The sequence below is a fragment of the Kribbella qitaiheensis genome, from assembly GCF_014217565.1.
In the GTDB taxonomy this organism is placed as follows: Bacteria; Actinomycetota; Actinomycetes; order Propionibacteriales; family Kribbellaceae; genus Kribbella; species Kribbella qitaiheensis_A.
In genome coordinates this window covers 5,464,960-5,485,530 of the sequence record NZ_CP043661.1, presented here as the reverse complement: position 1 = coordinate 5,485,530, position 20,571 = coordinate 5,464,960, and the positions used below count along the sequence as shown (strand labels likewise).

General features: G+C 68.9%; 21 protein-coding genes, 2 pseudogenes and 1 riboswitch. Of the genes and pseudogenes, 14 read left to right on the top strand and 9 right to left on the bottom strand.

Annotated elements, in window-relative coordinates:
• The first annotated feature begins 67 nt into the window (after positions 1–67).
• From F1D05_RS26115 to F1D05_RS26105, 3 genes are all read left to right on the top strand, one after another.
• Positions 68–1,423 (top strand): PspC domain-containing protein, encoded by a 1,356-nt coding sequence (locus tag F1D05_RS26115; RefSeq protein ID WP_246485977.1) that lies wholly within the window; start codon positions 68–70, stop codon positions 1,421–1,423.
• Positions 1,420–1,599, top strand: a complete 180-nt coding sequence (locus tag F1D05_RS26110; RefSeq protein ID WP_185443129.1) for a hypothetical protein — start codon at positions 1,420–1,422, stop codon at positions 1,597–1,599. The genes F1D05_RS26115 and F1D05_RS26110 overlap by 4 nt, the downstream gene beginning before the upstream one ends.
• Positions 1,600–1,819: 220 nt before the next feature.
• Positions 1,820–2,020, top strand: a complete 201-nt coding sequence (locus tag F1D05_RS26105; protein ID WP_185443128.1) for a cold-shock protein — start codon at positions 1,820–1,822, stop codon at positions 2,018–2,020.
• Between the two features lie 324 nt (positions 2,021–2,344).
• Here F1D05_RS26105 and F1D05_RS26100 read toward each other — a convergent pair whose 3' ends face one another.
• Together F1D05_RS26100 and F1D05_RS26095 are read right to left on the bottom strand one after the other, a co-directional pair.
• Positions 2,345–3,367: a zinc-dependent alcohol dehydrogenase family protein gene (locus F1D05_RS26100; RefSeq protein WP_185443127.1), complete on the bottom strand. Its 1,023-nt coding sequence runs from the start codon at positions 3,365–3,367 to the stop codon at positions 2,345–2,347.
• A gap of 46 nt (positions 3,368–3,413) precedes the next feature.
• On the bottom strand, positions 3,414–4,439 hold the full coding sequence (locus F1D05_RS26095) for a saccharopine dehydrogenase NADP-binding domain-containing protein (RefSeq protein ID WP_185443126.1): 1,026 nt from the start codon (positions 4,437–4,439) through the stop codon (positions 3,414–3,416).
• Between the two features lie 71 nt (positions 4,440–4,510).
• Between F1D05_RS26095 and F1D05_RS26090 the strand changes: the two genes are divergently transcribed.
• Positions 4,511–5,458, top strand: coding sequence for a helix-turn-helix domain-containing protein (locus F1D05_RS26090; RefSeq protein ID WP_185443125.1), 948 nt, complete (start codon positions 4,511–4,513; stop codon positions 5,456–5,458).
• On the opposite strand, the gene F1D05_RS26085 is transcribed toward F1D05_RS26090, so the two are convergent.
• The 4 genes from F1D05_RS26085 to F1D05_RS26070 form a co-directional block, all read right to left on the bottom strand.
• Entirely contained in the window at positions 5,455–5,733 is a 279-nt protein-coding gene (locus tag F1D05_RS26085; RefSeq protein ID WP_185443124.1) for a ubiquitin-like small modifier protein 1, read from the bottom strand. The two genes, F1D05_RS26090 and F1D05_RS26085, sit on opposite strands and share 4 nt — an antisense overlap.
• Positions 5,730–6,998, bottom strand: a complete 1,269-nt coding sequence (gene thrC, locus F1D05_RS26080; protein WP_185443123.1) for a threonine synthase — start codon at positions 6,996–6,998, stop codon at positions 5,730–5,732. The genes F1D05_RS26085 and thrC overlap by 4 nt, the downstream gene beginning before the upstream one ends.
• A gap of 10 nt (positions 6,999–7,008) precedes the next feature.
• Positions 7,009–7,149, bottom strand: a riboswitch (SAM riboswitch).
• A 65-nt stretch (positions 7,150–7,214) separates the two neighbouring features.
• On the bottom strand, positions 7,215–8,465 hold the full coding sequence (locus F1D05_RS26075) for a cation:proton antiporter (RefSeq protein WP_185443122.1): 1,251 nt from the start codon (positions 8,463–8,465) through the stop codon (positions 7,215–7,217).
• A 39-nt stretch (positions 8,466–8,504) separates the two neighbouring features.
• On the bottom strand, positions 8,505–9,401 hold the full coding sequence (locus F1D05_RS26070) for a DNA-3-methyladenine glycosylase family protein (RefSeq protein ID WP_246485976.1): 897 nt from the start codon (positions 9,399–9,401) through the stop codon (positions 8,505–8,507).
• A gap of 97 nt (positions 9,402–9,498) precedes the next feature.
• Between F1D05_RS26070 and F1D05_RS26065 the strand changes: the two genes are divergently transcribed.
• Complete coding sequence (locus F1D05_RS26065) at positions 9,499–9,975, top strand: hypothetical protein (protein ID WP_246485975.1); 477 nt, start codon at positions 9,499–9,501, stop codon at positions 9,973–9,975.
• Here the strand turns inward: F1D05_RS26065 and otsB are convergent.
• The 3 genes from otsB to F1D05_RS26050 are packed head-to-tail and all read right to left on the bottom strand — an operon-like array spanning position 9,941 to position 11,660.
• Entirely contained in the window at positions 9,941–10,774 is an 834-nt protein-coding gene (otsB, locus tag F1D05_RS26060) for a trehalose-phosphatase (protein WP_185443121.1), read from the bottom strand. The two genes, F1D05_RS26065 and otsB, sit on opposite strands and share 35 nt — an antisense overlap.
• Positions 10,771–11,349, bottom strand: a complete 579-nt coding sequence (locus tag F1D05_RS26055) for a LytR C-terminal domain-containing protein (RefSeq protein WP_185443120.1) — start codon at positions 11,347–11,349, stop codon at positions 10,771–10,773. The genes otsB and F1D05_RS26055 overlap by 4 nt, the downstream gene beginning before the upstream one ends.
• Positions 11,350–11,351: 2 nt before the next feature.
• Positions 11,352–11,660, bottom strand: coding sequence for a DUF3263 domain-containing protein (locus F1D05_RS26050; RefSeq protein WP_112247103.1), 309 nt, complete (start codon positions 11,658–11,660; stop codon positions 11,352–11,354).
• Positions 11,661–11,758: 98 nt separating this feature from the next.
• Here F1D05_RS26050 and F1D05_RS40870 point away from each other — a divergent pair.
• The 9 genes and pseudogenes from F1D05_RS40870 to F1D05_RS26015 all read left to right on the top strand — a co-directional run.
• A pseudogene (locus F1D05_RS40870) lies at positions 11,759–12,229 on the top strand (amidase family protein); the annotation flags it as partial.
• Positions 12,230–12,320: 91 nt separating this feature from the next.
• Positions 12,321–13,244 (top strand): amidase family protein, encoded by a 924-nt coding sequence (locus F1D05_RS40865; RefSeq protein WP_343066649.1) that lies wholly within the window; start codon positions 12,321–12,323, stop codon positions 13,242–13,244.
• On the top strand, positions 13,235–14,233 hold the full coding sequence (locus F1D05_RS26040) for a Gfo/Idh/MocA family protein (RefSeq protein ID WP_185443119.1): 999 nt from the start codon (positions 13,235–13,237) through the stop codon (positions 14,231–14,233). Before F1D05_RS40865 ends, F1D05_RS26040 begins: the two co-directional genes overlap by 10 nt.
• A gap of 6 nt (positions 14,234–14,239) precedes the next feature.
• Entirely contained in the window at positions 14,240–15,637 is a 1,398-nt protein-coding gene (locus F1D05_RS26035) for an alpha,alpha-trehalose-phosphate synthase (UDP-forming) (protein WP_185443118.1), read from the top strand.
• On the top strand, positions 15,624–17,054 hold the full coding sequence (locus tag F1D05_RS26030) for an FGGY family carbohydrate kinase (protein WP_185443117.1): 1,431 nt from the start codon (positions 15,624–15,626) through the stop codon (positions 17,052–17,054). The genes F1D05_RS26035 and F1D05_RS26030 overlap by 14 nt, the downstream gene beginning before the upstream one ends.
• A gap of 107 nt (positions 17,055–17,161) precedes the next feature.
• Positions 17,162–17,422, top strand: a pseudogene (locus F1D05_RS43155) (MMPL family transporter); the annotation flags it as partial.
• A gap of 139 nt (positions 17,423–17,561) precedes the next feature.
• Positions 17,562–18,494, top strand: coding sequence for an MMPL family transporter (locus tag F1D05_RS43150; RefSeq protein WP_246486970.1), 933 nt, complete (start codon positions 17,562–17,564; stop codon positions 18,492–18,494).
• A gap of 45 nt (positions 18,495–18,539) precedes the next feature.
• Positions 18,540–18,920 carry an aspartate 1-decarboxylase gene (gene panD / locus F1D05_RS26020; RefSeq protein WP_185443116.1) on the top strand — a complete coding sequence of 127 codons (381 nt, stop codon included), beginning with the start codon at positions 18,540–18,542 and terminating at the stop codon, positions 18,918–18,920.
• Between the two features lie 74 nt (positions 18,921–18,994).
• Complete coding sequence (locus tag F1D05_RS26015; RefSeq protein WP_185443115.1) at positions 18,995–20,428, top strand: aminopeptidase P family protein; 1,434 nt, start codon at positions 18,995–18,997, stop codon at positions 20,426–20,428.
• Positions 20,429–20,571 lie beyond the last annotated feature (143 nt).

The window sequence follows — 20,571 nt, the reverse complement described above, 5'->3', positions numbered from 1 at the left end:
GTCATGGAGCAGAACTCGAGCGGCACAGGGCCCGGACGGTGGATTCAACCCCGCCCCCCTGCGCGATGTGCAGAACTGGCGCCGGAGCCGGTCCGACCGGATGGTCGCCGGTGTCTGCGGCGGCATGGGCCGAGCCCTCAACATCGACCCGGTGCTGGTGCGGGTGGTGATGGCGGTGCTGATCCTCAGTGGCCCCGGCATCATCTTCTACGGCGCCGCCTGGGTGCTGATGCCGGACGAGGGCTCCGACCGCTCGCCCGCTCAAAGCCTGCTCGGCGACCGGGTCCGTCCCGATCACCCGTGGCTGTGGCCGGTCGTGATCGGCGTCTGCGTCTTCGCCGCGATCGCGATGATGTCCTCCTTCAACTTCGGCAAGCTGGTACCGGGACCGCTGCTGGTGATCGGCGTGATCTGGCTGGTCGCCTTCCGCCGCAAGCACGGCCGTGCGCCGTGGTCCGGCCGCCGCCGCTCGCAGTGGCACGGCGGCGACAACCCCAGCGGCCAGTGGCACGGCGGCGGCACGAACGGGACCCCGCAGAACCCGGGTTGGACCAATCCAGGCCTCGGTTCGACCGGCGCAGCTCCCGGCACCACGCCTCCCCGTCCGCAGGACGCGCAGTACGGCGGCACCCCGGCGTACGGAACGGCGCCTGCTCAGAACGGCCCGCCACCTCCCCCGGCGGGCACGTCGTCCTCGGCCGCGCAGCGACCACAGGACCGTGTCACCGCACCGGTCCAGGCTGTGTGGATCGAGGACGACCCCCTCGGCCTGTACGTCGATGAGCCGCCCGCGCCGGCCAGGTCTGCCCCCGGGGCACCACCTGCGAAGGGCATGCGCGGCGTGAAGTCGGCCGTCGCCGCCCTGACCGGGCTCGCTATCGCGATCGCCTGGATTGCCGGCGCCGCAGTACCGCTGATGCTGGTGATCGGCCTCGGAACGCTCGGCCTCGGCATGCTCGTCGGCGGGTTCCTCGGCCGGACGATGGGCCTGCTGCCGCTCGGCATCCTGCTCGCGCTCGGCGTCGCCGCCAGCACGATCTTCCCGTCCATCCCGCGCGACTTCACCGACACGAACTTCGTCGCCGATGCCGGCAAGACGGTCGACGCCACCAACACGGCGTACCACTTCGACGCCGGCTCGGTGCATCTCGACCTGACCAAGGCGACCTTCGCCAAGGACGCCAAGGTGGTCGTGGACGGGCGGGTCGGCGAGATCGTCGTCAAGATCCCCGCGAACGTGGACGTCAGCGGGACCGTGACGACCAAGACCGGCGATGTGAACGCACTCGGGCAGCACAAGGGCGGCCACAACGCCGAACTGGTGCTGACCAACGATCTCGGCGCCGACAGCAAGGTCGGGCCGGCATTGGTCACACTGGACCTGGACCTGAAACTCGGCAGCATCAGGGTGGAGCGCGGATGAGGAAGACGAAGCCGGACGTCCCCGGCGTCATCGCGGGCACCGTCCTGACCGGTGCCGCCACGATCTGGATCCTGAACGACAACGGCGCCGTCCAGACCGACGACCTCGGCCTGACCGCAGCGCTCCTGCTGGTGGCCGCCGGCATCGTCGGCCTGGCCGCCTCCAACCGCGGCTGACCCCTGCCCGACCGCGACTGACCCGTCCCGACCGCGGCTGACCCCGTCCCGACCGCGGCTGGCCTGTCCCCGCCAAGGCCGATCTCGGCCGACCGCGGCTGGACGGTCGCCAAAGGCGCCCGGAGTACTTGGGTTAGGCTTGTTGACCGCTCTGGTCGTCGCCGGAGCACCCGAGGGGTCCGGGTGAAGCGGATCCCGTTGAAGGTCAACAGGAGTTCCGATGGTGCGCGGCACCGTGAAGTGGTTCAACGCCGACAAGGGCTACGGCTTCCTCGCCGTCGACGGTCAGGACGACGTCTTCGTGCACTGGAGCAAGATCGTCTCGGACGGCTACAAGACCCTCGAGGACGGCCAGCCGGTCGAGTTCGAGGTGATCGACGGACCCAAGGGCCGGGAGGCCGACACCGTCAAGACCGTCTGAGCCCGGCTCGGGCTATAGGTTTCCGGACTGCGCCGAGCGTGGCCAACCGGTAACCTGACGTCTCACCTTGGGAGGGGTAGGACGTGGCCGAGCCGCGACGCCGAACTCGTCGGCCTGCTGCACCGCTGGCGCGACACCGTCCACCTGTTCAACCGCCGCCTCGACCTGACCGAGATCAGCACCTTCTCGAACACCATCTCCGCCGCCGAACTAGCCGCCTTCCACCGCGCCCTCCACCGCGAGAACAGCTACTTCGCCGCCACCCGAGAAATGCTCGAAACCCTCCTCAACCGCCTCCCCCCAACCTGACCGGCCAACTCGGCCTCACGGGTGGATCACGGTGACGCCCGCCGGCGTACCGGTGTTCAGTTCCTCCAGCGCAGCAGGGACTTCGGCCAACGAGATCGTGCGCGTGATCAGCTCGGCGGGCTTGAGCTCACCCGACGCGACCAGACCCAGCATCTCCGGATAGTGGTGCGCGGCCATGCCATGACTGCCAAGCCATTCCAGCTCCTGCCAGATCAACCCGGACACATCGACCTGGACACCGTCAGGCAGCAACCCCACTTGCAGATGCCGCCCACGCGGCCGCAACGACCGCAGCGCATCCTGGACGATCGCGTTCGAGCCGAGCGCGTCCATCGTCACGTGCGCACCGCCGTCGGTGACCTCACGAATGCGCGCCACCGCATCCGGCCCGGCCGTCACCACTTCAGCAGCCCCGTACTTCGCCGCCAGCGCGAGCGCGTCCGGATTGGTGTCAACGGCAACTACTTTCGCACCGAGAGCGGCCGCGATCATCACCGCGGACAAGCCGATCCCGCCACACCCGAAGACCACCACGGTCTCCGCAGCGACCACCCGGCCGACCTGCCGGACAGCCCGGTACGACGTGGCGAAGCGGCACCCGAGCCCAGCCGCGGTGTCGAAGTCCAACTCGTCGGGCAACCGGACGAGATTCACCTGCGCGAACGGCAAGGCGACGTACTCGGCAAAGGATCCCCAGTAGTTGAAGCCGGGCTGCAACTGATTCGGGCAGACCTGCTGGTTCCCCGCGGCGCACTGCTCGCAGTTCCCACACGCGCAGATGAACGGCGAGGTCACCCGGTCGCCAACGGCCCAGCCCTCAACGCCTTCTCCCACTGCCGCGATCGTCCCCGCCAATTCGTGCCCTGGGACATGCGGCAACACGATGTCGGAGTCATGCCCCTGCCACCCGTGCCAGTCACTCCGGCACAACCCGGTGGCCTCGACCTTCACCACCACCCCACCGGGCCGCACCTCGGGCGAAGGAACTTCCCGGACCGACGGCAGTACGCCGTACTGCTCGACCACAATCGCGCGCATCCAGCCATCCTCAGCGACAACGCCCGTCCAGACCACCCGACACCGGTCAGTTGGTGAGATCGACGGAGATGTGCGGCGCCAAAGCACGCAGGAAGTCGGGAGCGTCGAACATGGCACCGGCCGAGGCAAGGCCGGCAACTCGGCCACGGCCGGTCAGGATGCGGTCGACGGCCTCGACCACGAGCGGGGCGGTGACCGCGTAGATGTCCTGGCCAGAAGCTGTCGCGCGGCGTTCGACGCCGTCGGCCCGAACGGCGACATCGACGACGAAGGTCTGATCCGAGCGCCCCGAGGCATCGAGCGTAGGCGCGGGTGTGTCCGCGTTCGCCAGATCCCGCGCGGCTTCGACGCTCATGTAGGTGCGAACCTCGGGCACCGCCAAGTGGCTGGGCACGGTGATGACATCGGCCATCGTGAACCCCGCGATCACCGCCCGCCGGCCCAGCGGCTCCGGAAAGCCCCAGTCCTCTTCCGACGGCTTCTCGTCGTGGTACTCCAGCGCACCGCCCGAGAACCGAACCCGCCGACCCGCGCGACGCTCGTGGGACACCTCCCCGGCCACCCGGGTTCCCGGCGTCGGATGCCAACTGCTCAACCCGTAGGCGACATCGACCTCGTCCGCTGCCGTCCACTCACCCATCGCCGCCGTCACCAGCAGATCACCAAGCCCACCGTAGAAAGCCATCGCCGGTACTACGGGAATGCGCGCCTCCCGAGCCGCTTCGGCATAGTCGGCGAACGTCGTCGCATTCGCCTCGATCTCGGCAGCGACGTCGAGGTACGGAATCCCCGCCCGCAAGGCCGCTTCGAGGACCGGCCCGGCCGTCGCCGCGAACGGTCCAGCCGCGTTGATCACCGCAGCCGCCCCAGCGAGCGCCCGATCCAGGGAATCCGGATCGTCGACCGTCGCCGGCCGAACCTCCAGCCCACCCCAAAGCGCCTCCAACTTCGTCGCGTCCCGCCCGGAAACGACCGGGCTGAAGCCGCGCCGCCGGAGCTCCTCGACAACGAACCGACCTGTGTGCCCGGTCGCTCCGTAAACAACCACCACTGAACTCACAACGTCTCTCATGCCTCCACTCTGCCGGTGCGAGGCGACGCAACGTGATAGTCCGGAACGACACCATGCGTACACTTTCGGACATGCACACTGTGGCCTTGGCAACGGCCGGCCGGCTCCTGCATTTCGAGCTGGGCGTCGCGTACGAGATCTTCGGCAATCCCCCACTCGGGTCCGAGGACGACTGGTACGACGTATCGCTGTGCGGCCCCGGCCCGATCCAGGTCGGCCCGTTCAAGCTCGAGCCCGACCACGGCCTGGATCACCTGGCCACCGCCGACACGGTGATCGTGCCGGCGTACGTCGATGTCGACGACCCGCTGCCGACGGAACTGGTCGAAGCCGTCCGCGCGGCGTACGAAGCAGGCGCCCGGGTCGCGTCGCTCTGTACCGGCGCCTTCGTCCTCGGCGCGGCCGGGCTCCTGGACGGCCGGCGGGCAACGACCCATTGGGCTCACACCGACCAACTGCGCGCCCGTCATCCCTTGGCGCTGGTCGATCCGGACGTGCTCTACACCGACAACGGTCGCGTCCTCACCGCCGCGGGCAAGGCGGCAGCCGTCGATCTCTGCCTCCACCTGGTCAACCTCGATCACGGTGCGGCCATCGCCAACACGGTCGCCCGCCGCCTCGTCGTACCGCCGCACCGCGACGGCGGCCAGGCCCAGTTCGTGACCACGCCGATCCAGGTGTCGGGCGATCATCAGCTGGCCCGCCTGCTCGCCTGGGTCCAGGAACGTCTGGACCAGCCGCTGACCGTCACCGATCTGGCCCGGCAGGTGAGCACGAGCCCGCGCAACCTCGGCCGGCAGTTCCGCTCGGTCACCGGCCAGGCGCCGATCCAGTGGCTCCTGACCCAGCGCGTACGCCGGGCCCAGGAGCTATTGGAGTCCACCGATCAGAGCATCGAAGCGGTCGCCGTCGCCACCGGCATGGGCACCGCGACGACGCTCCGGCGTCAGTTCAAGCGGATCGTCGGCGTCCCTCCGGACAGCTACCGACGATCCTTCCGCAGCACGAAGGCTGGTTAGCAGCCGCCGGCGACGGCCGGGATGATCGAGACCTGGCCGCCGTCCTTGATCGCGGTCTGGAGTCCCTCGGAGAACCGGACGTCGTCGTTGTCGACGTACACGTTGACGAAGCGGCGCAGCTCGCCGGACTCGTCGAGGACCCGGCTCTTGATGCCCGGGTACGACGTGTCGAGCGACTCCAGCACCTCGCTCAGGGTCGAGCCTTCGACCGAGACCTCGGAGACACCCTTGGTGTACGGCCGCAGGATGGTCGGGACGCGCACGCTCACACTCACTGCAGACCTGCCTTCACGAAGGCGTCGTAGGACGCGGGGATGGTGACCTTCGGGCCGACCCGGTCGGCCACCGCGTCGAGCGTCTTGAGCCCGTCGCCGGAGTTGATGATCACCGTCTCGGCGTCGGGGTCGAGCTGACCGGTCTCGATCAGCTTCTTCAGCGTCGCGACGGTGACGCCGCCGGCGGTCTCGGTGAAGATGCCCTCGGTCCGGGCCAGCAACTGGATGCCCTCGATGACCTCTTCGTCGCTGACGTCCTCGATCACACCACCGGTACGCCGGGCGACGTCGAGCACGTACGGTCCGTCGGCGGGGTTCCCGATCGCCAGGGACTTCGCGATGGTGTCCGGCTTGACCGGCTTCACCACGTCGTACCCGTCGCGGAACGCCTGGGCGATCGGCGAGCAGCCGGTCGCCTGGGCGCCGTAGATCTTGTAGTCGGTGGCGTCGACGAGCCCGAGCTTGCCGAGCTCGGTGAAGCCCTTGTCGATCTTGGTCAGCTGCGAACCGGACGCGACCGGGATCACCACCTGCTGCGGGATCCGCCAGCCGAGCTGCTCGGCGATCTCGAACGCGAGCGTCTTCGAGCCCTCGGAGTAGTACGGCCGGACGTTGACGTTGACGAACGCCCAGCCTTCTTCCTCACCGGCGATCTCGGAGGCGAGCTTGTTCACGTCGTCGTAGTTGCCCTCGACGGCGACCAGCGTTCCGCCGTACACGGCGGTGGTGATGATCTTGGGGCGCTCGAGGTCCTGCGGGATGAAGACGACCGAGCGGATGCCGGCCCGGGCGGCCGCGGCGGCGACGGCGTTGGCCAGGTTGCCGGTGGAGGGGCAGGCGAAGACCTTCATGCCGAGCTCACGGGTGGCGCTCAGGGCGGACGCGACCACGCGGTCCTTGAAGGAGTGGGTCGGGTTGCCCGAGTCGTCCTTCACCCAGAGCTTGCGCAGGCCGAGCTCGCGGGCCAGGTTGCCGGCGTCGATCAGCCGGGTGTAGCCCGGTTCGGTGTTCGGGAAGCTCGCCACGTCGACCGGGACGGGCAGCAGCGGCTGGTAGCGCCAGATGTTCTTCGGGCCGGCCTCGATCTGTGCACGCGTGATGGCCGGGAACTCGTACCCGACCTCCAGCGGACCGAAGCACTCCATACAGGCGTAGAACGGGCCGAGTTCGGATTTCGCGCCGCAGGCGCGACAGCTCAGGTGCGTTCCGTTGCCGAAGGCACCTGCACGGATGGTGTGGGTGGCGGTCGGGGTGCTCAAGCTCATGGAGGTTCCCTCCTCATCTTCCCCGAACCGGATCTCGGCGCGGGACGGATTTGGCACCGGTCCGCCGCGAACGCACCCGGATCGAGTGCGCCAACGGGGAGGGTTGCCGGGACTTCAACGGGCCGTTTCCCTCAGTCCCTCTGGATGAGCACTGACGAGGTTACCCAATCGGGTCCACATTGTGTCCTCCGATCCCACTATGCGAGACAGTCGATCTCAGTCCTGGTCACCGCCGCGGCGCAGGTCCAGCATCCGCATCAGCGGTGTGGCCGCGACCCCGTGCACAAGAACACTCAGAACCACGGTGAACGCGACAGTCGCCCACAACCAGGGCAGGTCCGCCCTGAACTCGGGTCCGGCGTACGCCAGGTAATACACCGAACCGACGCCCCGTACGCCGAAGGCAGCGGTCACCCACCGCTCGGATCTGCGCAGCGGGGTCCGCTGGAGGGCTACCCAAGCGGTCAATGGCCGGATCACCAGGACCAGCGCGACCCCGATCACGACACCGGTCACCGTCAGTGGCTTGAGGATGCCGCCGGTGATCGCGACGCCGAGCAGCAGCAGGATCCCCCAGGTCAGGATGTGTTCGAGCTCCTCGATGAAGCTGTGCAGTTCAGCGTGGAAGTCGTGGCCCCGCTCGGCCGCCCGCAGCGTCAGGGCGGCGACGAAGACGGCAAGGAAGCCGTAGCCGTGCAGAACCTGGGTCAACCCGTAGACGCCCAGCGTCATCGCCAGCGCGAGCACCGGTTCGCGGGAGTCGGCCAGCCGGAAGGTCCGCGACGGAGCGCCGAACGCCATCTTGCCGAGCAGCCGGCCTGCCCCGGCGCCGACCGCGATCCCGATCAGCGTCCTGCCGGCCAGGTCCCAGGCGAGCCACTCGATTCCCCAGTCGCCGATCGCGCCCTTGGTCGCGGCGAAGACGGCCGCGTAGACGAACGGGAAGGCCAGCGCGTCGTTCAGGCCGGCCTCCGAGGTGAGCGCGAACCGCACCTCGTCGTCCTCCTCGGGCTCCGCGCCCTCGCCGGTCGAGGGCCCCTGGACCTGGACGTCCGAGGCAAGCACCGGATCGGTCGGCGCGAGTACGGCGCCGAGCAGCAGCGCCGTCGCGGGCGCCAGCCCGAGCAACCAGCCGGCCCCCGCGACCGCGGCGATACAGGCCGGCATCGCGATCAGCAGCAGCCGCCAGGTCGTCCGCCACCGCTGCCAGCCGATCGGGCGGTCGATCGCCAGGCCGACACCCATCAAGGCGATCAGGATGGTCAGCTCGGCAAGGTGCTTGGTGAGCCCCGGCTCGGCGATGGGGCTCAGGTGGCTGCGGTCCACCGCCAGACCGAGCAACAGCCCCGCCCCGACGAAGGCGATCGGGGCCGAGATCGCGTACCGGCGCAGCAGTCGCGGCAGGATGGCGCCGACCAGCAAGGCCGCACCGGCGACCAGGTAGAGGCCGTCCCCGTCGATTCGCATCATGCCGACCCTAGTGCCCCGACTGATGCCCGGCCGGGCTCAGCGAAGCCGGTTCGTCGCCCCGGGCGTGTGGGTCGGCAGCGACTTGCGGGGGCCGAAGCGGGGATGGGCGAGACCGGCCAGGCCCAGGAGAGCCTGGACGCGGAAGCGATGCCCGCGGTACGGCTCGATCAGTTCGGCGGTGCCTTCGTCGTCGAGCTCCTCGCCGGTCAGCGCGTAGGAGACGTTGCGGGATACGTGATAGTCCGCGAACGAGAACGCGTCCGCGTCCCCGTGCGCCCGCTGCCGTACTTCGGCCGCGGTCCAGACCCCGACGCCAGGCAACGACCGCAGCCGTCGCTCGATCTCCACGCCGTCGGTCAGCTCGAGCGTCCGCTCCAACGCCGCGGCCCGCGTCGCCGCTGTGATGACGACTCGCGACCGCCGGCCTTCGACCCCGGCCCGCAACCACTGCCAGGACGGGATCAGCCGCCACTCCTCCGGCGACGGTGGGACCATCATCTTGCGCCCGTCCGGCGACCCCGGACCCGGCGCCGGCTCGCCGTACTCACGCAGCAGCATCCGCCACCCCGCGAACGCTTCCTTCCCGGTCACCACCTGCTCGATCCCGGCCGCCGCCATCGCCTCGAACACGGCTCGCGTCCGCGGCACCCGGAAGTGCGGGAACCGCCTCGCCGCATCGACCAGCGGCTGATGCTCCGGCAGCGGCTCGAACCCGTCCCAGCTGTCCGCGTCTCCCAGCAACTCGGGAACCCCGTCCAGCGCCCAGCCCGCCCCCGGACCCCACGCCTCGGCTTCGACCTCGGCCACCGCGGAGTACGGCGTCAATCGCAACAGGACCGGCCCGTCCGGCGTCCTGGTGGCTCGCCAGATAGTCCGCCCGTCATACACGTACGCGGGATCTCCTGGCCCCTTCCGTAGCCCCCCGATCACCATCTGAGGATCCACAGGCCGCCCAGGGCCGCCACCGCCGTACCACCGAGCTCACACCGCAAGTCTTACCTACCGCGCCGACAGAACCACATACTGAGGCATGGCGATGTCGGGGTGGCAGGCTGTGAAGCTGGTGGTGAACACGATCAATCTCTCGACGCTGACCGGGGTGCTGGTCGGCGTGCTCGGGCGGGCCCGGTTCAGCCGCGGGCCGCGGGGATTGTTCTACGCGACGGGTTACCGGCTGAAGTTTCCGGTCGCCGGCGCTTTCACGATCGGGAACCTGATCCTGACCAAACACGACCGTGCGTACTTCGACGAGCAGCCGACGCTGATCAAGCACGAGGAACGGCACTCCTGGCAGTACTTCTGCCTGATCGGCCTGCCGATGCTCCCGCTGTACATCCTCGCCGCGAGCTGGTCCCTGTTACGGACCGGCTGTCCGGCTTCCCGGAACATCTTCGAGCGGCTGGCCGGCCTCGACGACGGCGGCTACACCGAATATCCGGTGCAGTCCCTCGGCAAGACGCTGAGCCAGGCGTTCAGCGCGTTGCGATCGCATCCGCGAGGGCAGTGAGGACGGTTACTACCCCCGCCGGGTCGTCCACGACGATGTCGGCGGACTCAGTAAGCGCGGTGGCACCCGACGACCGCGCTGCAACCAGTACTGCGTGCAGACCGTCGGCGCGGAGAGCCTGAAGGGCTTTGAAGGCAGCCAGGTCACCCAGGTCGTCACCGGCGTACAGGATCGAGCGAGCCCCGGTGCTGTCGAGCAAACGACGCAGGGCTAGCCCCTTGTCGATCCCGGGCGGGCGCAGCTCCAGCACCAGGTTGCCCGGCTCCAGGTGAAGGCCTACTGACGAGGCCAGCTCCGACAGCGGCGTACGCAAAGCCTCTAGCGCCCCCGCCGGATCAGGCAGTCTGCGAGTGTGGACCGCCAGCGAGCTGTCCTTGTCCTCCACGAACGCATCCGGCTGCCCCGCGTCGCGTAGTACGGCAGGGAGTTGCTCGCGCGCGACGGCTACACCCGCGGGAACGGGCTCGCTGGTCACGGCACCTGTAGAGGCCTCCCAGCGCTCCAGCCCGTAGTGCCCCAGTACTACGAGGCTGCCGAGTCCTGCGTGGCCACTGACACCGGACAGCTCGGTTGCCACCAGCGCGGGCCGCCCGGTGACGATCGCCACCTGCGCACCCACGCCGGCCAGTCGCGCCAAAGCGTCAAGCGCTCCGTCGGCCGCCCGGGACATCGCCGGATCCTCGACCAGCGGGGACAGAGTGCCGTCGAAATCCGAGGCGATCACCGCCCCGGCGGGATCCTTGACGATCGCTTCCCAACCGTCCCGGCCGGCCTGTGTCACCAGAACCGGAGTGCTCATCCGGCGTAGTCCGTCGTCAGGATGACGGTCAGCCTGTCCTTCTTCATGTTCTCGAGCGCGTCCTTGATCCGGCCCACGCCGATGTCCTTGGCCAACTGGGTGGCGTCGGCTTCCATCCCGGCCGGGAAGTAGACGGTGCTGGTGACGATCTTGCCGTGCCAGTTGTCCCGGCCGGCCACGGTCCAGCCGGCCCGCCGGGCGCGGATCGACACATCGTCCGCGAGCCCCTTGCGCGGGGTGTTGTTGTACACCTCGACGGCGGGTCGCTCGGAGACCGGAACCGTGGGCACAGAGGTCGGCGCCGACGTCGGCGCGGTCGGCGGAACAGCGGTCGACGAAACAGCAGTCGACGGAGCAGGGGTCGATGGACCGGCGGTCGGAGTCGGGGAGATCACCGGCACGTCGGAGGGCTTGGCCGACGTCTTCGGCGTCGAAGCGGCCGGCTTGGAGTCGGCCACGGAGTTGCTGCCCCTGGTCCCGAACAGCACCAGCAGGCCACCGACGATGGCCACGACTGCGAGCACGGCGACGAGGGACGAGAGGATCTGGCCCTTGTCGTCCTTCGGGCGGGTCAAGTTCAGACCTCGATACCCAAGCGACGGGCGGATCGGGCGCGTTGCCTGGCGGCGCGCAACCGGCGCAGCCGCTTCACCAGCAACGGGTCGTGCGCGAGTGCCTCGGGCCGGTCGATCAGCGCGTTCAGCACCTGGTAGTAGCGGGTGGCCGACATCTGGAACTGGTCCCGGATCGCCTGCTCCTTGGCGCCGGCGTACTTCCACCAGTGCCGCTCGAAGCCGAGGATCGCCCCATCACGGTCCGATAATCCAGCGACAGCCGGCTGGGCTGCTTCGGCTGAGCCGGAGGAGCTGGCGTTGGCGCTGTCCATCTGCTGGTGTCTCCCGTGCGGTCGGCGATGTCCGTCCGCGCTCCACTGTACGGGGGAACAACAGTCATGTCATTCACCCTCCGCCTGGTGGCGGCGACATGTCGGGCGGACGGTCGGGCCCGGCCAACTCTGGCAGGATCGTGGGTGTGAGCTCAACTCGACAGGGCCTCGGCGACGTGTCGCCCGGCCCGCGACCCGCCATCGCGACGGTCGAAGAGCTGCAGGCGAGGCGGTCCGAGGTGGACCCGCTGATCAACTCCGTCTGCACGCCGAACCCAGCTGCCCTGACCGAAGCCGCTCGCCTGGACGCGGAGCGTGACGACGGCCGGATCCGTGGTCCCCTGCACGGAATGGCCGTGCTGGTGAAGGACAACATCGACACGGCCGACCTGCCGACCACCGCCGGCTCGCTCGCGCTGGCCGACCAGCCACCACCGCCGTACGACGCCCCGCTGGTACGCCGGTTGCGCGAGGCGGGCTGCATCGTGCTCGGCAAGACCAACCTGAGCGAGTGGGCCAACTTCCGCGGCTCGTCCTCGTCGTCCGGCTGGAGCGGGTACGGCGGTCTGACCCGCAATCCGTATGCGTTGAACCGTTCCGCGGGCGGTTCCTCCAGCGGCTCCGGCGCGGGCCGTCGCGGCCGGTCTCGCGGAGCTCGCCATCGGGACGGAGACGAACGGGTCGATCGTCTGCCCGGCCGCGCTGAACGGCATCGTCGGGCTGAAGCCCACCGTCGGGCTGATCCCGCAGCAGGGCATCATCCCGCTGTCGCACTCCCAGGACACCGCCGGGCCGATGACGAAGACTGTTCGCCAGGCGGCCGCGCTGCTCACCGTACTGACCGGCGGCGGCACGGACTACGAGTCGCATTGCCTCGGCGACGACCTGACCGGCGTACGGATCGGTGTGCCGAGAGGGCCCTTGTGGGGGTACTCGGTCGGCCTCGACCGCGTCACCGAGGAAGCGTTGTCCTTGTTGTCGGCAGCCGGCGCCACCGTCGTCGACGGGTTGTCGCTGCCGACTCCGGGCAGCGAGGAGGATCAGGTCTCGATCCTGTTCCACGAGATGAAGGTCGACCTCGCCGCGTATCTGGCCACCCGGCAGCCGGGCGGCCCGCGCACCCTCGCGGACGTGATCGCCTTCAACAAGGCCCATGCCCACGAAGAGTTGCGGTACTTCGGCCAGGAGTTGTTCGAGCGCTCCGAGCAGACCGACGGGCTGGATTCGCCCACTTACGTCGCCGCCCGGTTGTCCGCACTCAGGGCCGGCCGCGACGGCATCGACGGCCTGCTCCGGGACAACCAGCTCGACGCGCTGGTCACCCCGGCGTACTCGCCGGCCTGGTCGATCGATCTGGTCAACGGCGACCACGTCCTCGGCAGTTCGTCCACCCATGCCGCCCTGGCCGGTTACCCCCTGATGTCGGTCCCGTCCGGACTGGTCGAAGGACTGCCGGTCGGGATCACCTTCAGCGGTACCGGGCGGAGTGATGCCACCCTCATTCGCTTGGCGCACGCGTTCGAAACCGCGAGAATCAAGGCAACCGGTCCGTTCCCGACCCCGGAGTTCAGACAATGGGTATAGATCGCGTCCGCTGGGGAATCGTTGCGACTGGCAACATCTCCACCTCGTTCACGAAAGACCTGGCGGTCCTCGACGACGCCGTGGTGACCGCCGTCGCGTCCCGATCCCAGGGCAGTGCCGACCGGTTCGGTGAGCAGTTCGGGATCGAGCACCGCTACGACGACTATCGCCGGCTGATCGAGTCGGGCACCGTCGACGTGCTCTACATCGGTACGCCGCATCCGCAGCACTACGGGATCGCCAGGATGGCGTTACAGGCCGGGATCGCGGTGCTCTGCGAGAAGCCGGTGACGCTGACGGCCAAGCAGGCTGCGGACCTGGTCGCGGTGGCACATGAGTCCAAGACCCTGTTCGCCGAGGCGATGTGGATGCGCACCAACCCTGTCGTCCAGGCGATGTTCGCGGACCTCGCCAAGGGTGTGATCGGCGAACCGATGCAGGCGCTGGCCGACTTCGGCTTCCACCGGCCGCAGCTCCCGCCCCGGCTGCTCGACCGGGAGCTGGGCGGCGGGGTGCTGATGGACGGCGGCATCTACCCGATGACGTTCGCGTACATGGCGCTCGGCCGTCCCGAAGAGGTCAAGGCCGTCGGATCGCTGAACGAGGACGGTGTGGACCTGAGCGTCGCGATGTCGTGGCGGTACGCGTCCGGCGCCGTGGCCGGGCTCACCTGTGGGCTGCGCTCGCATCACCCGTTCAACGCCTCGGTCAGCGGTCCGGACGGTTCGCTGCTGCTGCCTGGCGGGTTCCACCACCCGGAGTACTACGTACGCCAGACAGCCTCGGGCGACGAGCGGGTCGAAGTACCGATGCATGGCGCTGGGTACCACTACGAAGCAGCCGAGGTGATGCGCTCCTTCCGCGCCGGCCAGGTCGAGTGCCCAGCGCTCCCGCACGCCGCCACGGTCGAGATTCTCGAGCTGCTCGACGAGACACGTAGACAGATCGGGGTCAGCTACCCCGGCGACGACGAATACCTGGGTGGATAACAACTGATGCCGAGCGGACGCAGTTCCTTCGTGGTGGTGGCCAACCGGCTACCGGTCGACCGGACCGAGATGCCCGACGGCACAACTGCGTGGCGGCGCAGCCCAGGTGGGCTGGTAACGGCCCTGGCACCGGTGATGCAGCGCCACCACGGCGCCTGGATCGGCTGGACCGGCGGCGCCGACGAGAAGGTCGACCCGTTCGACGAGGGCGGGATGCACCTGGTCCCGGTGACACTGTCGGCCGAGGACATCCAGCTGTACTACGAGGGCTTCTCCAACGCGACGCTCTGGCCGCTGTACCACGACGTGATCGTGGCGCCGGAGTTCCACCGGGAGTGGTGGGAGTCGTACGTCGCAGTGAACCGCCGGTTCGCCGAGGCGGCGGCAGACGCTGCTGACGACAACGCTGTGGTCTGGGTGCACGACTACCAGCTGCAGCTCGTCCCGGCGATGCTGCGCCGCCTGCGCCCCGACGTACGGATCGGCTTCTTCCTGCACATCCCGTTCCCGCCCACCGAGCTGTTCGCGCAGATGCCGTGGCGCCGCCAGATCCTGGACGGGCTGATGGGAGCGGACCTGGTCGGCTTCCAGCGTCCCGGCGCCGCCTCGAACTTCGCCCGGCTGGCCCGCAACCGGATGGGCCTCAGGACCCGCGGCGACCGCATCCACCTGCCGGACGACCGGATCGTCCGCGCCAAGGCGTTCCCGATCTCCATCGACGTCGGCGAACTCGAGCAGCTCGCCCGGCAGCCGGAGACCGAGGCCCGCGCGCTCGAGATGCGCAAGGAGGTCGGCAACCCCGCGCACATCCTGCTCGGCGTGGACCGGCTCGACTACACCAAGGGCATCCGGCAACGGCTGCGCGGCTTCGGTGAGCTCCTCGACGAGGGCCGCGTCTCGGTCGACGACGCCGTATTCATCCAGGTGGCGACGCCTTCACGGGAGCGCGTGGAGCAGTACCGCGTACTGCGGGACGAGATCGAGTTGCTGGTCGGCCGGATCAACGGCGAGCACGGCCGGATCGGCACTCCCGCGATCAACTACCTGCACACCTCCTACTCGCGGACCGAGATGGCAGCGCTGTTCCGGGCCGCCGACGTGGCCGTGGTGACGCCGTTGCGCGACGGGATGAACCTGGTCGCCAAGGAGTACGTCGCCTGCCGGTACGACGACACCGGCGCGCTGGTGCTGAGCGAGTTCGCCGGTGCGGCCGACGAGTTCCGGCAGGCCTTCCTGGTGAACCCGCACGACATCAACGGGATGAAGGACACCATCGTCGACGCCATGAACACCGACGACCGCCAGCTCGGCCGCCGGATGAAGGCGATGCGCAAACACCTGGCCGCGCACGACGTGAACGTCTGGGCCGCTTCGTTCCTGAAGGCCCTGCATGCCGAAGACTGACAGCCGGGTCCTCGCTTTGGACCTTGGCACGTCGTCCGCTCGTGCCCTGGTGCTCTCGCCCGATCTGTCGCCCGTAGAAGGCGCACTCGCGAGGCACAAGATCAGTCCGTCGTACGGCGCCGGCGGCGCAGCGACGCTCGATCTGCACGACTACGTCGAGGGGCTCCTGGGCTGCCTGGACGAGCTGCAGCAGAACGGGCACCTCGTCGACATCAGCGACATCGTGCTGTCGTCCCAGTGGCACTCGATCGTCGCGCTGTCTTCGACCGGAGCGGCGCTGACGCCCGTGATCCCCTGGGTGGACACGCGTTCCGTGCCCGCTCCGGTGGGGTCCGACTTCGACGAGTGCGCCTTCCATGCCAGGACCGGCGCCTGGTTGCACCGGCTCTACTGGCCCCGGCGGATACCCTGGCTGCGGTCGATCGTTTCGCCTGCTTTCTATGCCGGGTTGCCGGATCTCGTGCTTGAGCGGCTGACCTCCGAACGGGTCACGTCGGTGTCGATCGCGTCCGGAACGGGCACCCTCGACCTCGCCTCCGGCGCGTACGACGCCGAAGCGCTTGCGGTGGCAGGGGTTTCCGGGTCGCAGCTGCCCCCGATCGTGCCGACCGGCTGGACCGGAGTGCTGTCATCTGCCTTCGCGCTGAGATGGCCCGCGCTCGCCGGCGTACCGATTCATCCGCCGACAGGTGACGGGGCCGCGTCGAACGTCGGGACCGGCGGGTACGACGAGACGACGGCGGCCGTGACGGTCGGTACGTCGGCTGCCGTGCGGGTCGTGCATCCGATCGAAGACGCGCCCGAACTACCGTGGGAGTTGTGGCGGTATCGCGTCGACGACAAGCGCGCGGTGACCGGAATGGCCTTCTCTGCCGCGGGGAACCTGCATGCGTGGCTGACCGGCGTACTGCAGCTCGACGCCGGGCACCGGGAACCGACCGGGATCGAGATCGGCTCGTCGCGGGTGATCGGTGTTCCCTTCCAGGCCGGGACCAGGCCACCTGAAACCGTGCCGGGTGGGTCCGGCGCGTACTTCGGGCTGTCTTTCGACGACACCGCCGCCGACCTCTTGGCCGCTTCCCTGCAAGGCGCTTCGCTTGAGATCGACCGTGGGCTTCGAATGCTGGACGGCTTGTTCGGCCGGCAGTTGGAGGTTGTGCTGGGTGGCGGCGGGATCGATGCCTCGGCCTGGTGGCGCAACTGCCTGACCGCGACGTTCGCCCGGCCGACCGAGGTCTGCGCCGAAGCCGAGGTCGGTGCGCGCGGCGCGGCGGCCGTCGCACTGGGGCTCTCCCCCGCTCCCTGCGGCGAATCGCTGCGGCCCGTCGCCGCGGACGTCGACCGGGTCGCCGAGCTCCGCCCGCGCTACGAATCCCTTCGTGCCTTGACAGTCCAGGCCGCGAACTCCCTCTCATGAGTACGTCGGACGAGGTCGAGAAGCTCTTGGCAGCAGACGTCGTAACCCTGGCCGCACGTCGGTGCGGCTGTCGCTCGATCGTTTGATCCGTCGCCGCCGGACTTCCGTTGCTGGCGGCAATCATCGCGGTCGGCATCGGCGCGGCCGGGATCACCGCCGCCACCGGCTTCGTCGACATCGGCTCGGGTACGCCGATCCTGGCGTTCATGATCGGCCTCGCGGTCAGCATCGACTACGCCCTGTTCATCATGTCCCGCTACCGGCACGAGATCGCCGCCGGCAAGGAGCCGGAGGAAGCCGTCGGACACGCGGTCGGTACGGCGGGCTCCGCGGTGGTCTTCGCCGGACTCACAGTGGTCATCGCGCTGGCCGGGTTGTCCGTCGTCGGGATCCCGTTCCTCACCCAGATGGGCCTCGGGGCCGCCTTCACCGCCGCCCTCCTCCACCCAGCGCAAGGCGTACGACACGCTGTCCGACGGCTTCGGTCCCGGCTTCAACGGCCCGCTGATGGTGGTCATCGACGGCTCCAAGGCCCAGAACCCGAAGGGTACGGCCGCGCGGATCGAGAACAAGCTCAAGGGACTGCCCGACGTCACCGCGGTGACCCCGGCCGTCTTCAACCAGGCAGGCGATACGGCGGTGCTGCGCGTCATCCCGGCCAGCGGACCGAGCAGCACCCAGACGAAGGACCTGGTCGCGGCGATCCGCGACGTACCGCCGGGCGCCGGCGCGGAGGTATCGGTCACCGGCGCGACCGCGTTCAACATCGACATCTCCGCCAAGCTCGGGTCGGCGCTGGTTCCCTATCTGGCCTTGGTGATCGGGCTCGCGTTCCTGCTGCTGATGGTGGTCTTCCGGTCCGTCCTCGTTCCGCTGAAGGCGACGCTCGGGTTCCTGCTCACGGTGGGTTCGACCTTCGGCGCGGTGGTCGCGGTGTTCCAGTGGGGCTGGCTGGCAGACCTGTTCGGCATCACCGGGCAGACGGGACCGGTGATCAGCATGCTGCCGGTCTTCCTGGTCGGCATCGTCTTCGGCCTCGCGATGGACTACCAGGTCTTCCTGGTGACCAGGATGCGTGAGCAACACGTTCACGGCGCCGGGCCGATCCGCTCCGTCGTCGACGGCTTCAGCCACAGCGCCCGGGGTCTTCTCCGGCTTCATCCTGTCCAGCGAGACCCTGGTCCGCGAGATCGGCCTCGGCCTCGCCTTCGCCGTCTTCGTCGACGCCTTCATCGTCCGGATGACCATCGTCCCCGCCGTGATGGCCCTCCTCGGCAAGTCCGCCTGGTGGCTCCCCAGCTGGCTCAACCGCCTGCTGCCCAACGTCGACATCGAAGGCGACTCCCTCCGGCCCCAGCCGACGGCTCCCGCCCCGCGGGTCCCCGAACTGGCCAACCGCTGACCGAGAGTCAATGGCCGCCATCCGCCGTTCGGGCGTGATGGCGGCCACTGACAGTTATCGCCGCGGGCTGCATGATGAGCGCCATGCTGCGCGAAATGATGAAGTCCAAGGTCCACCGAGCCACCGTCACCCAGGCCGACCTGGACTACGTCGGATCGTGCACGCTCGACGCCACCCTGATGGAAGCGGCGAACCTGCTGCCCGGTGAGAAGGTCGACATCGTCGACATCACCAACGGCAACCGGCTGAGCACCTACCTGATCGAGGGCCCGCGCGACTCCGGGATCGTCGGGATCAACGGCGCCGCCGCGCACCTGATCCACCCGGGCGACCTGGTCATCCTCATTGCTTACGGGATGCTCGACACCGCCGAGGCCAAGATCTTCGAACCGAGCGTAGTCTTCGTGGACGAGCGCAATGCGATCACCCGCATCGGCTCGGACCCCGCCGAGGGCCCTGCCTGACACGGGCACGCTCCGCGGCGATCAACTGCACACGCGCTGACCATCTCGGCGCTGAGGACGAGGACAGGTCGAGGATGACGGAAAGCACGGAGAACGCTCCGAAGACGGCGACGCACGACAACGAGCCGCAGGAAAAACTCCGCCAGTTCATGAACTCCGGCTGGGGCGATATCGAGCGCGCCGACGTCACGCTCAGCGACGTCGGCACCTGGGCCGCGAAGCGCCGCGACGCGCTCTCGCAGGTCTTCCCCGGTGAGCGGCTGGTGATCCCGGCCGGCACTTACAAGGTGCGCTCCAACGACACGGACTACGTGTTCCGCCCACACACCGACTACGTCTGGCTGGTCGGCGACCAGACCTCCGACGCGGTCCTCGTGCTGGAGCCGAACGGCACCAGCGGCCACGACTCGGTGCTGTACTTCCGTCCCCGGGCCGACCGCGCCGAGGGCGAGGAGTTCTGGCGCGACCGGATGTACGGCGAGCTCTGGGCCGGCCGTCGTCCGTCGCTGACCGAGACGGCCAGGGAGTTCGGGATCGAGACCCGGCACGTCGACCAGCTCGCCGGCGTACTGAAGAGCGACGTCCCGACCCGCGTACGCCGTGGCGAGGAGAGCTCGATCAAGTCGCTGCTGAGCGGTCTAGGCACCGACGCCGAGCGCGACGCCGAACTAGCTTTCACCCTGTCGGAGCTGCGCCTGGTCAAGGACGCCTTCGAGCTCGAGCAACTCCGCGACGCCTGCGCGATCACCCACCGCGGCTTCTCCGACGTACTGAGCGACATGGACCAGGTCCGCAAGTACGGCGAACGCTGGATCGAGGGCACCTTCTGGCGCCGGGCCCGCGCGGAAGGCAACGACGTCGGGTACACCTCGATCGCCGCCGCCGGACCGCACGCCACCACCCTGCACTGGATCGAGAACGACGGCCCGGTGAACGACGGCACCCTGATGCTGCTCGACATGGGTGTGGAGAACCGCAACCTCTACACCGCCGACATCACCCGGACGTTCCCGATCAGCGGCGAGTTCACCCCACGCCAGCGTGAGCTCTACCAACTGGTCCTCGACGCCCAGAACGCCGGCATCGCCGCACTGCGCCCCGCCGTACCGTTCCGCTCCGGCCACAACGCGGCCATCGAAGTACTGGTCCGCGGGCTCGAACAGATGGAACTGCTCCCGGTCTCCGCCGACGAGGCCCTCGACCCGAGCAGCGGCATCTACCAGCGCTACACGCTCCACGGCGTCAGCCACATGCTCGGCCTCGACGTCCACGACTGCTCGTCCGCCCGCAACGACAAGTACGTCAAGGGCAACGTCGAAGCCGGCTACGTCCTCACCGTCGAACCAGGCCTCTACTTCCAGGCCGAAGACCTCACCGTCCCCGAAGACCTCCGCGGCATCGGCATCCGCATCGAGGACGACATCCTCATCACCAAAACCGGCACCGAAAACCTCTCCGGCGCCATGCCCCGAGACGTAGAAGCCCTCCAATCCTGGATGTCCTCCTAACCCTCAACCAACGGGGAGGACGCCCACGCGCCCTCCCCGCCTGGGTCAGATCGCCCGCGCACCTCCGCGCTCGCACCCCCGTCGCTCCACCTTCGGGTGCTCCACCCACCCCTCCCCACCGCTCCTGCGTCGCGGCTCATGCC

What these genes read in the sequence shown, in the direction of transcription:
- F1D05_RS26110 (WP_185443129.1), top strand. Translation starts at nt 1,420, where the DNA reads ATGAGGAAGACGAAGCCGGACGTCCCCGGCGTCATCGCGGGCACCGTC.
- F1D05_RS26105 (WP_185443128.1), top strand. Translation starts at nt 1,820, where the DNA reads ATGGTGCGCGGCACCGTGAAGTGGTTCAACGCCGACAAGGGCTACGGC.
- F1D05_RS26100 (WP_185443127.1), bottom strand. Translation starts at nt 3,367, where the DNA reads ATGCGCGCGATTGTGGTCGAGCAGTACGGCGTACTGCCGTCGGTCCGG.
- F1D05_RS26095 (WP_185443126.1), bottom strand. Translation starts at nt 4,439, where the DNA reads ATGAGAGACGTTGTGAGTTCAGTGGTGGTTGTTTACGGAGCGACCGGG.
- F1D05_RS26090 (WP_185443125.1), top strand. Translation starts at nt 4,511, where the DNA reads ATGCACACTGTGGCCTTGGCAACGGCCGGCCGGCTCCTGCATTTCGAG.
- thrC (WP_185443123.1), bottom strand. Translation starts at nt 6,998, where the DNA reads ATGAGCTTGAGCACCCCGACCGCCACCCACACCATCCGTGCAGGTGCC.
- F1D05_RS26075 (WP_185443122.1), bottom strand. Translation starts at nt 8,465, where the DNA reads ATGCGAATCGACGGGGACGGCCTCTACCTGGTCGCCGGTGCGGCCTTG.
- F1D05_RS26070 (WP_246485976.1), bottom strand. Translation starts at nt 9,401, where the DNA reads ATGGTGATCGGGGGGCTACGGAAGGGGCCAGGAGATCCCGCGTACGTG.
- F1D05_RS26065 (WP_246485975.1), top strand. Translation starts at nt 9,499, where the DNA reads ATGGCGATGTCGGGGTGGCAGGCTGTGAAGCTGGTGGTGAACACGATC.
- otsB (WP_185443121.1), bottom strand. Translation starts at nt 10,774, where the DNA reads ATGAGCACTCCGGTTCTGGTGACACAGGCCGGCCGGGACGGTTGGGAA.
- F1D05_RS26050 (WP_112247103.1), bottom strand. Translation starts at nt 11,660, where the DNA reads ATGGACAGCGCCAACGCCAGCTCCTCCGGCTCAGCCGAAGCAGCCCAG.
- F1D05_RS26040 (WP_185443119.1), top strand. Translation starts at nt 13,235, where the DNA reads ATGGGTATAGATCGCGTCCGCTGGGGAATCGTTGCGACTGGCAACATC.
- F1D05_RS26035 (WP_185443118.1), top strand. Translation starts at nt 14,240, where the DNA reads ATGCCGAGCGGACGCAGTTCCTTCGTGGTGGTGGCCAACCGGCTACCG.
- F1D05_RS26030 (WP_185443117.1), top strand. Translation starts at nt 15,624, where the DNA reads ATGCCGAAGACTGACAGCCGGGTCCTCGCTTTGGACCTTGGCACGTCG.
- F1D05_RS43150 (WP_246486970.1), top strand. Translation starts at nt 17,562, where the DNA reads ATGGTGGTCATCGACGGCTCCAAGGCCCAGAACCCGAAGGGTACGGCC.
- panD (WP_185443116.1), top strand. Translation starts at nt 18,540, where the DNA reads ATGCTGCGCGAAATGATGAAGTCCAAGGTCCACCGAGCCACCGTCACC.
- F1D05_RS26015 (WP_185443115.1), top strand. Translation starts at nt 18,995, where the DNA reads ATGACGGAAAGCACGGAGAACGCTCCGAAGACGGCGACGCACGACAAC.